The sequence below is a fragment of the Arthrobacter melezitosi genome (assembly GCF_054511055.1).
The window spans coordinates 327,904-342,644 of sequence record NZ_JBTNDJ010000001.1 but is presented as its reverse complement, the minus strand read 5'-3'; the positions used below and the strand labels follow the sequence as shown (position 1 = coordinate 342,644).

Here is a 14,741-nt window from a genome sequence, read left to right as displayed (position 1 = left end):
CGACCGCCGGACCGGATATATCCGGCGCGGCGGTCGCTTTCGGACCGTTCGGTCGCGAAGGGGCGCGGCGGTCGTCCTCGGGCGCGTTCGGTGCGAAGGGGCGCCGGGACGGTCAGGCCGCCGGCACGGCCTCCCGCTGCGGTTCCGGGCGGGCCGTGAGCTTCGCCCCCTCGACGTCGACGTCGGGCAGGATGCGGTCCAGCCAGCGCGGCAGCCACCAGGCCCTGCGGCCCAGCAGGTACATCGCCGCCGGCACGAGGGTCATGCGCACCACGAAGGCATCGAGGAGCACGCCGAAGGCGAGCCCGAAGCCGATCGGCCGGACCATGGTGAGGTGGGAGAACACGAACCCGGCGAAGACCGACACCATGATGATCGCCGCGGCCGTCACAACGCGGGCACCGTGGCTGAACCCGACCCGGACCGCGGACCGGGCGCTGCCGCCGTGGACGTAGGCCTCGCGCATCCCGGAGACGAGGAACATCTGGTAGTCCATGGCGAGGCCGAACAGCACCCCGATCAGGATGATCGGCAGGAAACTCAGGATGGGCCCGGGGTTGGTCACGCCGAAGAGGTCCCCGAACCAGCCCCACTGGTAGATCGCCACGGTGGCCCCGAAGCTGGCCAGCAGGGAGAGGAGGAACCCGGCGGTGGCGATGAGCGGCACGAGCACCGAGCGGAACACCAGCAGGAGCAGGATGAGCGAGAGCCCGACGACGATGCCCAGGTACAGCGGCATGGCCTCCATCAACCGGGCCGAGACGTCGATGTTGGCCGCGGTCTGGCCGGTCACCGACACGGAGACCCCGGTCCGGTCCTCGATGCCGTCGGAGGAGGCACGCAGGGCGCGGACGAGGTCCTCGGTGGATTCGCTGGCCGGGCCCTCCTCCGGGAGCACCTGGAAGACGGCGGTGCGCCCGTCGGTGCTGACCGAGGCGGGAACGGAGGCGGCGACGTCGGGAATCTCGGCGAGCAGGTCGTTGACGTCGAGCTGCAGTTCCGCCAGCTCGGCCGCGTTCCCGGTTTCGGGCATGTCCCCCACGACGATCAGCGGACCGTTGGCGCCCTCGCCGAACTTCTCGTCGACGGTGTCGTAGGCCTTGAAGCCGGTGGAGTCGGCGGGCTCGGAGCCGCCGTCGGGCAGGCCCACCCGCAGCTGCGCCGCGGGCACCGCGATGACGCCGAGCAGCACGATCCCCGCCACGAGGGTGAGGACGGGTTTCCGCGTGACAAGGCCGCCCCAGCCGCGGCCGCGCTCGGCCATCCGGTCCTGGTTCAGCTGGTCCTCGCCGGAGGGGGCAAGCGCGGACCGGCGGGCATTGCGGGCCCACGCCCGCTTGGAGATGAGCCGCGGGCCGAGGACGGCGAGCAGGGCGGGCGTGAGGGTCAGGGCGACCAGGACGGAGACGGCGACGGTCCCCGCGGCGGAGAGTCCCATAACTGTGAGGAACGGCAGGCCGGGCACGGCGAGCGCCGCCAGCGCCACCACCACAGTGAGCCCGGCGAAGAGCACGGCATTGCCGGCGGTGCCCGTGGCCCTGCCGACCGACTCCTGAAGGTCCATTCCGTGAAGGAGCTGGGTGCGGTGCCGGTTGACGATGAACAGCGAGTAGTCGATGCCCACGGCCAGGCCCAGCATCAGCGCGAGGACCGGGGAGATGCTGTTCATCTCGATGACCCCGGAGAGCGCGAAGGTGATGCCCACCCCGACGCCGACGCCGATCACGGCCATGAACAGCGGCAGGCCCGCGGCGACGAGCGTGCCCAGCATGAGGACGAGGACCAGGGCGGCGACGAGCAGGCCGATGATCTCGGCGTAGCCGAAGATTTCGGAGACGTCCTCGACGATGTCCTTGCTGTAGTCCACCGTGACGCCGGCACCGGCGGCGGTCCCGGCCTCCTCCTGGACGGCCTCGCGCAGCTCCGGGTGGACAGAGTTGATTGACTTCTCGAACTGGACGCTGGCGACGGCGGCGGAGCCGTCCCCGGCCACCAGCCGGACACCCGAGGAGGCCTCGAGCCGGCGTTCGGCAAGCTCCAGCTCGGTGCGCCCCTGCTCCAGCTCCGCGGCACCGCTTTCGAGTTCGGCCCGGCTGGCGTCAAGGCGCTGCTGGCCCGCCGCCAGCTGTTCCTCGGCGGCGGCCACGGCGGGACCGGGAAGGAGGGAGGCGCCTGATGCGAGCTGGTCCCGCTGGGCATCGAGGTCCCGCTGGCCCTGCTCGAGCTGCTGCCGGCCCGCGGCGAGCCGTTCCTCGCCGGCGGCGAGCTCGGCCCGGCCGGCGTCGAGCTCGGCCTTTCCACCTTCGAGCTGCTCGGTCACGGCGAAGGGGTCGACCACCGAGCGGACACCCTCCAGGGCCGCGACCGCCGCCAGGGACACCTGCACGGCGGACTGCTGCCCGGGCGTGAAGGCGGTGCCGTCGCCGGTCGTGAAGACCACGGTGCCCGTGCCGCCAACCGCCTCGGGCAGTTCCCGGCGCAGCTGGTCCGCGACACGCTGCGATTCGGTGCCCGGGATGGAGAAATTGTTGGTCAGGGTGCCGGAGAAGAAGACGGCGCAGGCCCCGACGGCCACCATGACGGCCAGCCACGCGGAGACCACCCACCACCGCCTGCGGTAGGCGAACTTGCCGAGCCGGTAGAGCAGAAATGCCATGAGGGTGTCCTAGGGGTGACGAAGGGGCAGAGACTGAAGGGGGTGCGGGTCAGGCGGGGTGGGCGAAGCCGTCCCGGAGCATTGAGAGGGCATGCACCATGCGCTCCTCGAGGGCGGCGCCGGCATCCTCGCCCGGTTCCGGGCCGTGGGCCGCCCAGTCCTGCATCGCCGCCTTCGCGCAGGAGAGCACCGACCCGACGAGGGCGCCGATGTAGAGGGGCGACGCGCCGTCTCCCAGCCGGTCGCTGACCGCCTCGACGATCCGGGCTTCCGCCCGCTCCCAGGCGTGCAGCTGTGCCCGCAGCAGCTCAGGACTGCCGGCGGCCATGCGGAAGAGCTCGCCGTGCACGGCGAGGTCCTGCACCTTGGCCGTTGCCGCGAGGGCGGCGATGACGGCGTCGAGCAGCGGCTCCTCCGCCGGGCGCCGGGCAAAGCTTGAGATGGCCAGTTCAAGGAAGGATTCGGTGCTGACGTTCAGGGCTTCCTCGGCGCTGTGGAAGTAGTTGAAGAAGGTGCGCCGCGAGACGCCGGCCCGGGCGGCGATCTGGTCCACGGTGAAGGATCCGGCCCCCTGGCTGCGGGCCAGGGTGAGCGCGGCCTCGGCGATCGCCTTGTGGGTGTCGAGCTTGTTCTGCTCCCGGCGCCCACGGGGCCCGGCCGCGCCGTCCTCAATCTCCACGCTCCGAGGCTACGCCAAAAATTGCACACCGTGCAAGAAATATTCGGGGCGTCCGGAAATCGGCTGGAGACCGGGCGCCCGTCCCGGTCTAGGCTTGGTCGAGAACCTCACCGAAAGGCGTTGGGATGAAACACCTCACCCTTGGACAGGACTTGGAGGTCTCGCGGCTGGGCCTTGGCTGCATGGGGATGTCGGCCTTCTACACCGGCAGCGGCACCGACGACCACGCCGCCGTGCGCACACTCCACCGCGCGCTCGACCTGGGCATCACCTTCTTCGACACCGCCGAGATCTACGGTCCCTACACGAACGAGGAACTGCTGGGCCGGGCCTTCGCCGACCGGCGGGACCGGGTGGTGATCGCCACCAAGTTCGGCGTTCTCCGCCACACCGGCTCGGGCGAGCGGGGCCTGGACGGCAGCCCGGCCAATGTGCGACTGGCGGTCGAAGGCTCCCTCCGGCGCCTCCGCACCGACCACATCGACCTGTACTACCAGCACCGGATGGACCCCGCCGTCCCCGTCGAGGAGACGATGGGTGCCCTGGCCGACCTGGTCGAGCAGGGAAAGATCCGGCATATCGGCCTTTCGGAGGCGGCCCCGGCCACCCTCCGCCGCGCCCACGCCGTGCACCCCGTGACGGCGCTGCAGACCGAATACTCGCTGTGGAGCCGCGACCCGGAGCAGGAGATCCTCCCGCTGGTGCGCGAACTCGGGATCGGGTTCGTGCCGTACTCGCCCCTGGGCCGCGGATTCCTGACCGGGACCATCCGCAGCCTCGACCAGCTCGACGAGGCGGACGTCCGGCGCTACAACCCGCGTTTCGCCGGGGACAACCTCGAGGCGAACATCCGGATTGTCGAACAGGTCGACGCCGTCGCGAAGCAGGTCGGCGCGACCCCCGGGCAGGTGGCCCTCGCCTGGCTGCTCGCCCAGGGCGGGAACATCGCCCCCATTCCCGGCACCCGCAGGATCGAGCACCTCGAGGAGAACATCGCCGCCGAGGCCCTCGAGCTCTCGGGCGATCACCTCGCGGCGCTCAGCGCCGTCGCCGCGCCGGTCGGCGACCGGTATGCGGACATGTCCACGGTGAACCGCTGAGCCGGAGCCCCGGCCGGAGGTAAGCGCCCCGACGTGGGCGGCCGGGTCCGCCGTCGGACTCAGTCCAGCGGCGGGGTCCTCGGGGGCGGGATGCGGCGCTCCCCGGTCGCCTCAAACGCGGCGGCGATCCCCAGCAGGGCGGCGTCGTCGTAGGCCCGGCCCGCGAAGGTGAGGCCGACGGGCATGCCGGTGTCGACCATCGTCCCCATCGGCACGGTGACCGTGGGGATGCCCAGGTGCCGCGGCACCAGGTTGCCGTTGGCCACCCAGACCCCGTTGCGCCACCCGAGGTCGGCCGAGGCCGGATTGACGTCCATATCTGCCCGCCCGACGTCGGCGGCGGCGGGGAAGACCACGGCGTCCAGGCCGAGGCGGTCCATCCAGTCCTCGAGGTCCACGCGGCGGGTTTCCTCAAGCCCACGCAGCCCCTCGCCCAGGTGCGGGATCGAAAGGAAGGACTCCAGGGGGTGGTCGCGGACACGGTCGGGGTAGGTGGCGATGTCGTCGTCGAAGCCGTGGTAGCGGTCCGGCAGCGCCCCCGGCGGAGGAGGGAAAATGGCCGCGCCGTCCACCGCCGCGAGGCTGTTCAGGGCCGGATCGCCGTTGGCCTTGAGGAAGTCGTCCCACGCCCACGACGAGAGGTCGGTGATTTCGCGCTCAAGGTAGTCGGGGCCGACCAGGCCCCGCGTGGCGATCGTGGGGGCGCCGGGGCGGTCGCCCTCGTAGTTGGAGACCACGGGGAAGTCGACGGGGACCACCTCGGCGCCGGCCGCCTCGAGGTCGCGGCGGGCGGCCTCCCAGAGGGCGATGGCGGAGGCGCGCGTCTCGATGCGCTGCCCAGTCGGTCCGCCGATGCCCGGGCTTTCCCCCGTCCCGGCCTGCGGATCGGCGTTGATGTACATGCGGGGCACCCCGAAGCGCCTTCCCTCAAGCGCCGCCCGGGCGCCGTCGGGGCCCGCGGGGGCCAGCGCGGGGTAGGACGGCGGGCGCAGCGCAGACACGGGCGGGATCTCCACCCACGGCTGGGCGCGCCAGAAGTCACCGCGGGTCTCTGCGTCGTCGGCGACGATCACGTCGAGCAGCTCGAGCAGGTCGGCCATGGAGCGGGTGTGGGGAACGACGACGTCCATGGTGGGCACCAGGGGCCAGTTGCCCCGCACGGAGATCACCCCGCGGGAGGGCGTGTAGGCGCACAGGGCGTTGTTCGACGCCGGTGCCCGTCCGCTGGACCAGGTCTCCTCGCCCAGGCCGAAGGCCGCAAAGCTCGCCGCCGTCGCCGTGCCGGAGCCGTTCGAGGATCCCGAGGCGAACGCGGCGGTGAGGTAGTCGGCGTTGTAGGGACTTTCGGCGCGCCCGTAGAGCCCGCGCTGCATGCCGCCGTTGGCCATCGGCGGCATATTGGTCAGCCCGATCAGGACCGCGCCGGCGCCGCGGAGGCGTTCGATGGTGAAGGCGTCGCGCTGGGCGGTGAGGTGCTCGAAGGCCGGGGAGCCGGCGGCGGCGGTGAGCCCCCGGGCCAGGTAGCTGTCCTTGGCGGTGTACGGGATGCCGTCAAGCGGCCCGAGCACGGCGCCGCGGGCCCGCCGTTCGTCGGAGGCGCGGGCGTCGGCCACGGCCTCCGGGTTCAGCACGACCACCGCATTCAGGGCGGGGCCGCCGCGGTCGTAGGCCTCGATCCGTTCGAGGTAGGCCCGGGTGAGCTCCTCGCTGGTCGTCTCCCCGGACTCCAGGGCGGCCCGCAGCTGCGCGATGGAGGCCTCGACGACGTCGAACCGGGCCATCAGGCGTTCTCTCCGTCGACGGCGGGCTGCTGCTGGGTGATGCAGTGGACGCCGCCGCCCCGGGCGAGGATCGGCCGGGCATCGACGGTCACCACGCGGCGGCCCGGGTAGGCCTCGGCGAGGATTTCCGCGGCCAGGGCGTCGGCGCGTTCCTCCCCGTAGCCGCAGGCGATCACGCCGCCGTTGACCACGAGGTGGTTGACGTAGCTCCAGTCCACGAACCCCTCCCCATCGCGCAGGGTGGCCGGTGCGGGCAGCCCGATCACCTCGAAGGGCTTGCCCGCGGCGTCCGTCTGGGTCTCGAGGAAGACCGAAAGGGTGCGGGTGACCTCGAAATCGGGGTGGTCGGGGTTCGTCTGGGTGTGCAGCAGGATCCGGCCGGGCGAGGGCAGGGTGGCGACCATGTCGATATGGCCGCGGGTGCCCAGGTCCTCGTAATCCCGGGTGAGGCCGCGGGGCACCCAGATGGTCTTCGTGGCGCCGATCGTGCGCGCCATCTCCGCCTCGACGCGGGCCTTGTCCGCGTAGGGGTTGCGTCCCGGATCCAGCTGCACCGTCTCGGTGACCAGGACCGTTCCCTCGCCGTCGACGTGGATCGCCCCGCCCTCGTTGACCAGCATCGAGCTGACCAGTTCGGCGCCGCTGTGGGCCGCGACGAAGCGGGCCATCCCGGCGCTCTTCTCCCACTCCGACCAGGCCGGGGCGCCCCAGCCGTTGAAGGTCCAGTCCACCGCGCCAAGGACGCCGGGGCGTTCGTCGTCGAGCACGAAGGTCGGCCCGACGTCGCGCATCCAGAATTCGTCGAGGGGCGCCTCGAGGAGTTCGATGCCGCTGCCGAGCAGGTTCCGGGCGCGGCCGCGCTCGCTGGGATCCACCGCCATGGTGACCGGCTCGAACTGCGCGACGGCGTGGGCGACGGCGGTCCACGCCGCATAGGCTTCGGCCGCCGAGGCGGCATCGTCCCCCAGTGTGCGACCGGCCCGGGGGAACGCCATCCAGGTGCGCTCATGGGGTGCTGTCTCGGCTGGCATTCTCCACGCCATGGGTGACTCCCTCGTCCAGTGCCCCACCCGGCACGGCGCCGGACGGGTTGTCGGTGGTCCCGCGGCCGCGGCCGCAAACCCTTATTGATCACATGATCAATAGTTTCGAAAACTACTTTAGACTGAAGCGTGATGTCAAGCACTCCACCGAGGCGCGCGGCCCGGAAAGCACCCTCCGAGCGCGCGGCCGAAATCACCGAAGCCGCCCGGAAACTCGCCCTGGAGCGGGGCCTTGCCGCGATCACGCTCCGCAGCGTTGCGGCCCGGGTGGGGGTCGCCTCCGGCCTCGTTGCGCACTACCAGCCCAACGTCGACGCGCTGGTGGCGGGCACCTTCTCCACGATCGCCGCGGCCGAGACGGCGGAGGTCGCGGCCCTGCTGGCCCGGCTTCCCGGCCCGCCGCAGCGGCTCGCCCTGCTCCTGGATACCCTCCTGGACGGGGCGCGCCTGGACGTGACGGCGGTCTGGGTGGAGGCCTGGTTCCTGGGCCGCCGCAACGAGGCGCTTGCGGCGGGCGTACGGGAGCAGATGGACGCCTGGCAGGCGGTGCTGCAGCAGGTCATCGAGGAGGGAATCACGGGGGGACAGTTCGACACCCCGGACGCGGCGTCCGTTGCCTGGCAGATCCTTGGCATGATCGACGGGCTGAACGCCCAGGCGCTGGTGCGCTGGAACGGCGTCAACGACCGCGGCGTACATCTTGCCCGCGCCGTCGAAGGCATGGTCGGCGCGGCCCGCGGCTCCCTCGCCCCGGGCGGCGCACCGCAGCCCTGATGGGCCGCCGCACCCGCCTCAGCGCGTGCCGGGCGGAGCGGCGTCCGCCAGGGCGGGCGGCAGGGCGCTGCCGGGCAGCAGGCGGAGGATGTCTTCGACCCGTTCCTTGGCGTCGCCGAAGAGCATCGAGGAGTTGTCCCGGAAGAACAGCGGGTTCTGGACGCCGGCGTAGCCTGCCGCCATCGACCGTTTGAACACGATGACGTTCTCCGCCTCCCAGACCCTCAGCACGGGCATGCCGGCGATGGGGCTGCTTGGGTCCTCGGCCGCTGCCGGGTTGACGGTGTCGTTGGCCCCGATCACCAGGACCACCGAGGTCCCGGCGAAGTCGTCATTGATCTCGTCCATCTCCAGCACGATGTCGTAGGGCACCTTGGCCTCGGCGAGGAGCACGTTCATGTGTCCGGGCAGGCGTCCGGCGACCGGGTGGATGCCGAACCGCACCTCCACCCCGCGGGCGCGCAGTTGGTGGGCGAGTTCGGCGACGGGGTACTGGGCCTGGGCCACCGCCATGCCGTAGCCGGGGGTGATGACCACGCTGGAGGCGTTGCCGAGCAGGTCGGCGGCCTGCTGGGCCGTGATCTCGGAGTACTCACCCTGGTCGGCGTCCCCTGCCGCGGGCGCGGCGATGCCGAACCCACCGGCGATCACCGAGAGGAAGGACCGGTTCATGGCCCTGCACATGATGTACGAAAGGTAGGCGCCGGAGGATCCCACCAGGGCGCCGGTGATGATGAGCAGGTCGTTGTTGAGCAGGAACCCAGCGGCCGCCGCGGCCCAGCCGGAGTAGCTGTTGAGCATGGAGACCACGACGGGCATGTCGCCTCCACCGATGGAGGCCACGAGGTGCCAGCCCAGTCCGAAGGCAAGGACGGTGACGGCGATCAACAGCTCAAGGCGGGAGTCGTTGACGTACCAGATGGTCAGGAAGGCGAACGCGGCGAGGGCGCCGAGGTTGATCGCGTTCTTCCCGGGCAGCATCAGCGGTGCGGACTTCATCCGGGCCGAGAGTTTGAGGAACGCGACGATCGATCCGGTGAAGGTCACCGCCCCGATGAAGACGCCGATGAACACCTCGGCGTGGTGCACCGCCATCAGGTCCCCGGGCAGGGCCGGGGCCGAAAGGTGCCCGTTCCAGCCGACCAGGACCGCGGCAAGGCCGACGAAGCTGTGCAGCAGGGCGATGAGTTCGGGCATGCCGGTCATTTCCACGACGCGGGCCCGCCAGAGCCCGATGCCGCCGCCGATCAGGACCGCGGCGGCGAGCAGGACCAGGCCGGTCGGGCCCCGGCCCGTTCCCGGGGCGCCCTGCAGGGTGAGCCAGATGGTGGCCGCCAGCGCAAGGGCCATCCCGGCGATGCCGTAGACGACCCCGGCCCTGGCACTCTCGTGGCGGCTCAGCCCGGCAAGGCTGAGGATGAACAGCAGGGCCGCGGCGATGTAGGCGGCGCCCGCAACCGAGCCCGCGCTCAACGGGCCGGAGACGGCATCGGACACTGTCAGGCTCCTCGATAGGGTTGCTGCTGCTTCGGTGCCGGCGCTCATGGACGGGTCCTGTCCCCGCGGGCGAACATTCCGAGCATGCGCCGGGTGACGGCGAAGCCGCCGACGATGTTGATGCTCGCCAGCAGGACCGCGGCGGCGGCGAGGACCTGCACGAGGAGGTCCTCCGAGGTGACCTGCAGCAACGCCCCGAGGACGATGATCCCCGAGATGGCGTTGGTGACGGACATCAGCGGTGTGTGCAGGGCATGGTGGACCTTGCCAATAACGTAGAAGCCCACCACGACCGAGAGCATCAGCACGGTGAAGTGTTGGGGCAGCGGCGCCGGCGCGACGGCATTGACCAGGAACAGCGCCGCGATGCCTCCGGCAAGGAGCCCGGCCCTGCGTCCCGCGCCCAGGCCCGTCCTTTTCTGAGCTGCCCCGGAGGCGGGGGCCTCCGCCCGGGTGGCCTGGGTGGGCACCGCCGCGGAAACCTGGACCGGTGGCGGCGGCCAGGTCTTCTCCCCCTCCCGCACCACCGTGACCGACCGCTGCACCACGTCGTCGAAGTCGATTGCCAGCTGCCCGTCCCTGTCCTTGGTCAGGAGCTTCAGCAGGTTCAGGATGTTCGTCCCGTACAGCTGGGAGGCCTGCGCCGGCAGGCGGGCCGGAAGGTCCGTATAGCCGAGGATCACCACCCCGTTGTCGGTGACCACCCGTTCCCCGGCGACCGATCCCTCGACGTTTCCGCCCTGCCCGGCCGCCATGTCGACAATCACGCTGCCCGGCTTCATGCCGGCCACATCCGCCGCCGTGAGCAGCCTGGGCGCGGGACGTCCCGGAATGAGCGCCGTGGTGATGATGATGTCGACGTCGCGCGCCTGCTCGGTGTAGAGCTGCGCCGCGCGGGCGTTGTAGGCCTCACTGGTGGCCATGGCATAGCCGTCGGCGGAGGTCATCTCCTCCCCGGCCTCGACCCGGAGGTAGGTTCCGCCGATGGACTTCACCTGGTCGGCCACCTCGGGCCGTGGGTCCGTTGCGCGTACGATGGCGCCGAGGCTGCTGGCGGCCCCGATCGCCGACAGTCCCGCCACGCCGGCCCCCGCGACCAGCACCTTCGCCGGCGGCACCTTCCCGGCCGCGGTCACCTGCCCGGTGAAGAACCGGCCGAACTCGTGGGCGGCCTCGATCACCGCCCGGTAGCCGGCGATGTTGGCCATCGAACTCAGGACGTCCATCGACTGCGCCCGCGAGATCCGCGGCACCGCGTCCAACGCAAGCGCGGTGATCGGGCGCCCGGCCAGAATCTCCACCAGGTCCGGCCGCAGGCCCGGGCTCAGCATCCCGATCAGGGTTGCGCCCGCGGCCAGCCGCTCGACCTCATCGGGTGTGGGCGGGTTCACCTTCAGCACCACCTCGCTGCCCCACGCCTCATTGGCGCCTCCAATGAGGGCCCCGGCTTCGGCGTACGCGTCATCCGGGAACGCGGCGGACTCCCCCGCACCCTTCTCGACCACGACGTCGTAGCCCAGGTCCAACAGCTGCCTCACCGTGGCAGGCGTTGCTGCCACCCGTGTTTCCGGGTCCACTTCGGCGACGATGCCAATACGTGTCACGTTTCTCCTCGTGCAGTGTTGAGGGAAGTGTAAAGCCAAGGACCGGCCCAGTGGCGGATTCCACGGCGGATTCACAGGGGGGATTCGCAGGGTAGTCCCCGCTGGGCGGGCGATGGAAGTCCGCCGGCAAGCGAAAGGGAGCCCCGGCCAGGCCGGAGCTCCCTTCCACCGCACTGCGCCCGCAGGCCGCGGCCTAGGGCATCAGCCTCGACCGGATGAGGAACCGCTTGCCCTCGGGTGCCTCGACGGAGAAGCCGCTCCCCCGCCCGGGCACCACGTCCACCGTGAGGTGGGTGTGCTTCCAGTACTCGAACTGCTCGCGGGACATCCAGAAGCCGATGGGCTTGCCGCCGTCCTCCGAGATGTCGAGGACGCCGAGCAGGATGTCGGCCTCCGCCGTCAGGAATTCTCCCTCCGGATAGCACATGGGCGACGACCCGTCGCAGCAGCCGCCGGACTGGTGGAACATCAGCGGCCCATGCTGGTCCCAGAGCCTGCGCAGCAGCTCGGTGGCCTCAGGGGTCAGGGCGACCCGGGAGAAGTCCTCCCCCGGGATCACCACCGAGGCTTCGACAGTCACCGCGCTCCCTAGAAGAAGCCGAGCTTGTTTTCCGAGTAGCTGACCAGGAGGTTCTTGGTCTGCTGGTAGTGGTCGAGCATCATGGCGTGGTTCTCGCGGCCGATGCCGGAGGACTTGTACCCGCCGAACGCCGCCCCCGCCGGGTACGCGTGGTAGTTGTTGACCCACACCCGGCCCGCCTGGATCTCCCGGCCCGCACGGTAGGCGACGTTGCCGTTGCGCGACCACACCCCGGCCCCGAGACCGTAGAGGGTGTCGTTGGCGATCTCCATCGCCTCGGCGTAGTCGCCGAACCGGGTCACCGACACCACCGGGCCGAAGATCTCCTCCTGGAACACGCGCATCGAGTTGGTCCCCTCGAAGATGGTGGGCTTCACGTAGAAGCCCTCGGCGAGGTCGCCGTCGAGCATCAGGCGCTCACCGCCGATGAGGACCTTCGCGCCTTCCCGGGCGCCGATGTCGAAGTAGGAGAGGATCTTCTCCAGCTGGTCGTTGGAGGCCTGCGCGCCGACCTGGGTGTCGGTGTCGAGCGGATTGCCCTGCACCATCTTCTCCACCCGGGCCACGGCGTCGGCCATGAACGAGTCGTACATCGAGCCCTGGACCAGCGCCCGCGAGGGGCAGGTGCAGACCTCGCCCTGGTTGAAGGCGAACAGCGCGAACCCTTCGAGCGCCTTGTCGTAGAAGGCGTCGTTCTTCTCGGCGACATCCGAGAAGAAGATGTTGGGGCTCTTCCCACCGAGTTCGAGGGTCACGGGGATGAGGTTCTGGCTGGCGTACTGGCTGATGAGCCGGCCCGTGGTGGTCTCACCCGTGAAGGCGATCTTCCGGATGCGCTTGGAGGAGGCAAGGGGCTTGCCTGCCTCGACGCCGAACCCGTTGACGACGTTCACCACGCCCGGGGGCAGGAGATCGCTGATCAGTTCCATCAGCACGAGGATCGACGCCGGGGTCTGCTCGGCCGGCTTGATTACGACGGCGTTGCCGGCGGCAAGCGCGGGGGCGAGCTTCCAGACGGCCATGAGGATCGGGAAGTTCCAGGGGATGATCTGGCCCACGACGCCGAGGGGCTCGTGGAAGTGGTAGGCCGTGGTGTCGTCGTCGAGCTGGGAGATGCCGCCTTCCTGGGCGCGCACCGCGCTGGCGAAGTAGCGGAAGTGGTCGGCCGCCAGCGGCATGTCGGCGGCGAGGGTCTCCCGGACGGGCTTGCCGTTGTCCCAGGTCTCGGCCACGGCGAGCATTTCGAGGTTCTCCTCGATCCGGTCGGCGATCCGGTTCAGGACCAGCGCCCGGTCCGCGACCGGGGTCTTCCCCCAGGCCGGGGCCGCCTTGTGGGCGGCGTCGAGGGCGAGATCGATGTCCTCGGCCGTGCTGCGGGCGACCTCGCAGAACACCTTGCCGTTGACCGGGGACACGTTTTCGAAGTACTGGCCCTTGATGGGGGCAGCCCATTCACCGCCGATCCAGTTTTCGTACCGGGGCTTGAAACTGACCTTGGATCCGTCCTGGCCAGGCTGGGCGTAAACAGTCATTGTGTAACTCCTTGGGCTTTGGAAACTCCGGTGGACGCCGTCGTCCACGCCCCGAGCCTAGGGCGCGGCACGTTGCACCGACGTTGCAACCGGCCGGTGGCCGGGCGCTCACCCGCCGGGTCAGCGGTGCCAGTCGCTGCCCAGTTCCCTCTCGAGGCGCTCGATGTGGGCCACCACCGCGGACCTGCGGGGCGAGCGGCCCGGGAGGACCTTCAGGGCCGTCATCCACGCGTCGGCGTCGAACTCGGCCTCCGGAAGCTGGAGGTACTGCAGCAGGGCCGCGGCCCCGCCGTCGTTGAGCACGGCGTCCCGCAGCAGGAAACTGACCTCCCCGCGCAGGCGGGTGATGGCCGGGGCCTGGGAGCGCGGGAGGACCTGCCCCCGGTAGATCTCCAGGGCCAGGCGGTGTGAGCCGCGGTGCAGGTGGTTGAGCACCTGCACCGCGTCGACAACCAGCTCCTGCGGCAGGCGGTAGGGCCGCGACGTCGGCATCAGGTCACCCCCGTGTGGGCTGAGCGCCTTGCGCAGGCGCAGCATCTCGGCGCGCACCGTGGTCACCGAGGCGTGCTCGGGGTACGCCATCACGGCGAGCTGCTCCGCGCTGAGGCCCTCGGGGTGCATCGCCAGCAGGGTGAGGAGTTCGGCGTGCCGGAGGGTCAGTTCGGTGGCCCGGCCGCCGGAGTGCACCATCCCGTAGTCGGTCCCGAGGATCTGCAGGTTGCTGCGGTAGAGCGCCGGCCCGGCGCCGGAGGGGCCCGCGGGGCGGCGTGCCGCAGGCAGCCTGCTGCGCAGGCGCTGGATGGTCAGCTGCGCCTCGGCGGCGGCGACGCTCGCCTGCACGAGGGAGAGCGTGTGCCCGGCGACGGCGTCGGAGGTCCCGGTGATGTCGACGACGCCGAGGACGGTGCCGGAATCGGGGTCGTGCAGCGGCACGGCGGTGCAGCTCCACGGGTGGGCCTGCGGGCTGAAGTGTTCCGCACCGGCGATCTGGACGCTGCTGTCGAGCGCCAGCGCGGTCCCCGGGGCGCTGGTGCCCACGGTGGACTCCGACCAGTCGGCGCCCTCCATGAACATCATGTCCTCGGCCCGGCGCAGCGCAGTGCGGTCGCCGTGGACCCACAGGAGCCTGCCGTGCTCGTCGCCGACCGCAACCACCAGCCCGCTGTCCCGGCTGGGCTGGATGAGCAGCCGGTCGATCACCGGCATCACGGCGGCCAGTGGATGGCTCTCCCGGTAAGCCACCAGCTCATCGGGGGTGTAGGAGAGCCGGGCGCCGGCCCGCTCGGGCCCGGTCAGGTGCCTCATCGAGCGCAGCCAGGACTCCTGGACCACGCGCCGGAGGCTGCCCTCGGCCGGTTCGCCCCGGCCAAGGGTGCTGTGCGCGTTGACGGCGCGCTGCTGCGCCACTCGGGATGTAAGGTCCCCCGAGGAGGTCGGTCGGAACGGCGACATCGGCACTCCACATCATGAATCCCGCCGCACGTGGGGCGGGACT

General features: G+C 70.9%; 11 protein-coding genes. 2 read left to right on the top strand and 9 right to left on the bottom strand.

Annotated elements, in window-relative coordinates:
- Nucleotides 1-112: 112 nt before the first annotated feature.
- Together ACX80W_RS01660 and ACX80W_RS01655 are read right to left on the bottom strand one after the other, a co-directional pair.
- Complete coding sequence (locus tag ACX80W_RS01660) at nucleotides 113-2,656, bottom strand: MMPL family transporter (protein WP_459279834.1); 2,544 nt, start codon at nucleotides 2,654-2,656, stop codon at nucleotides 113-115.
- 49 nt (nucleotides 2,657-2,705) lie between these two features.
- Nucleotides 2,706-3,335 (bottom strand): TetR/AcrR family transcriptional regulator, encoded by a 630-nt coding sequence (locus tag ACX80W_RS01655; protein ID WP_459279833.1) that lies wholly within the window; start codon nucleotides 3,333-3,335, stop codon nucleotides 2,706-2,708.
- 125 nt (nucleotides 3,336-3,460) lie between these two features.
- Here ACX80W_RS01655 and ACX80W_RS01650 point away from each other — a divergent pair, with 125 nt between their 5' ends.
- Nucleotides 3,461-4,435 carry an aldo/keto reductase gene (locus ACX80W_RS01650; protein WP_459279831.1) on the top strand — a complete coding sequence of 325 codons (975 nt, stop codon included), beginning with the start codon at nucleotides 3,461-3,463 and terminating at the stop codon, nucleotides 4,433-4,435.
- A 59-nt stretch (nucleotides 4,436-4,494) separates the two neighbouring features.
- Here ACX80W_RS01650 and ACX80W_RS01645 read toward each other — a convergent pair whose 3' ends face one another.
- Both ACX80W_RS01645 and ACX80W_RS01640 read right to left on the bottom strand, forming a co-directional pair.
- Nucleotides 4,495-6,216, bottom strand: a complete 1,722-nt coding sequence (locus tag ACX80W_RS01645; protein WP_459279829.1) for an amidase — start codon at nucleotides 6,214-6,216, stop codon at nucleotides 4,495-4,497.
- Nucleotides 6,216-7,259 (bottom strand): agmatine deiminase family protein, encoded by a 1,044-nt coding sequence (locus tag ACX80W_RS01640; protein ID WP_459279827.1) that lies wholly within the window; start codon nucleotides 7,257-7,259, stop codon nucleotides 6,216-6,218. Before ACX80W_RS01640 ends, ACX80W_RS01645 begins: the two co-directional genes overlap by 1 nt.
- Nucleotides 7,260-7,391: 132 nt before the next feature.
- On the opposite strand from ACX80W_RS01640, the gene ACX80W_RS01635 reads away from it, so the two are divergent.
- Nucleotides 7,392-8,033, top strand: coding sequence for a TetR/AcrR family transcriptional regulator (locus ACX80W_RS01635; protein WP_459279825.1), 642 nt, complete (start codon nucleotides 7,392-7,394; stop codon nucleotides 8,031-8,033).
- Between the two features lie 18 nt (nucleotides 8,034-8,051).
- Here the strand turns inward: ACX80W_RS01635 and pntB are convergent, their stop codons facing one another.
- The 5 genes from pntB to ACX80W_RS01610 form a co-directional block, all read right to left on the bottom strand.
- The gene (pntB, locus tag ACX80W_RS01630) at nucleotides 8,052-9,578 is read right to left on the bottom strand and encodes a Re/Si-specific NAD(P)(+) transhydrogenase subunit beta (RefSeq protein ID WP_459279823.1); all 1,527 of its coding nucleotides are present in this window, start codon (nucleotides 9,576-9,578) and stop codon (nucleotides 8,052-8,054) included.
- Nucleotides 9,575-11,134: a Re/Si-specific NAD(P)(+) transhydrogenase subunit alpha gene (locus ACX80W_RS01625; RefSeq protein WP_459279821.1), complete on the bottom strand. Its 1,560-nt coding sequence runs from the start codon at nucleotides 11,132-11,134 to the stop codon at nucleotides 9,575-9,577. The genes pntB and ACX80W_RS01625 overlap by 4 nt, the downstream gene beginning before the upstream one ends.
- 193 nt (nucleotides 11,135-11,327) lie before the next feature.
- Nucleotides 11,328-11,714 (bottom strand): DUF779 domain-containing protein, encoded by a 387-nt coding sequence (locus tag ACX80W_RS01620; protein ID WP_459279819.1) that lies wholly within the window; start codon nucleotides 11,712-11,714, stop codon nucleotides 11,328-11,330.
- An 8-nt stretch (nucleotides 11,715-11,722) separates the two neighbouring features.
- Nucleotides 11,723-13,246: an acetaldehyde dehydrogenase ExaC gene (exaC, locus tag ACX80W_RS01615; RefSeq protein ID WP_459279817.1), complete on the bottom strand. Its 1,524-nt coding sequence runs from the start codon at nucleotides 13,244-13,246 to the stop codon at nucleotides 11,723-11,725.
- Nucleotides 13,247-13,366: 120 nt separating this feature from the next.
- Nucleotides 13,367-14,698 (bottom strand): GAF domain-containing protein, encoded by a 1,332-nt coding sequence (locus ACX80W_RS01610; protein ID WP_459279815.1) that lies wholly within the window; start codon nucleotides 14,696-14,698, stop codon nucleotides 13,367-13,369.
- Nucleotides 14,699-14,741: the final 43 nt, after the last annotated feature.

Excerpts from the sequence above, each read along its gene's own strand:
- ACX80W_RS01635 (WP_459279825.1), top strand. The coding sequence starts at position 7,392 with ATGTCAAGCACTCCACCGAGGCGCGCGGCCCGGAAAGCACCCTCCGAG.
- ACX80W_RS01640 (WP_459279827.1), bottom strand. The coding sequence starts at position 7,259 with ATGGCGTGGAGAATGCCAGCCGAGACAGCACCCCATGAGCGCACCTGG.
- pntB (WP_459279823.1), bottom strand. The coding sequence starts at position 9,578 with ATGAGCGCCGGCACCGAAGCAGCAGCAACCCTATCGAGGAGCCTGACA.
- ACX80W_RS01660 (WP_459279834.1), bottom strand. The coding sequence starts at position 2,656 with ATGGCATTTCTGCTCTACCGGCTCGGCAAGTTCGCCTACCGCAGGCGG.
- exaC (WP_459279817.1), bottom strand. The coding sequence starts at position 13,246 with ATGACTGTTTACGCCCAGCCTGGCCAGGACGGATCCAAGGTCAGTTTC.
- ACX80W_RS01645 (WP_459279829.1), bottom strand. The coding sequence starts at position 6,216 with ATGGCCCGGTTCGACGTCGTCGAGGCCTCCATCGCGCAGCTGCGGGCC.
- ACX80W_RS01650 (WP_459279831.1), top strand. The coding sequence starts at position 3,461 with ATGAAACACCTCACCCTTGGACAGGACTTGGAGGTCTCGCGGCTGGGC.
- ACX80W_RS01610 (WP_459279815.1), bottom strand. The coding sequence starts at position 14,698 with ATGTCGCCGTTCCGACCGACCTCCTCGGGGGACCTTACATCCCGAGTG.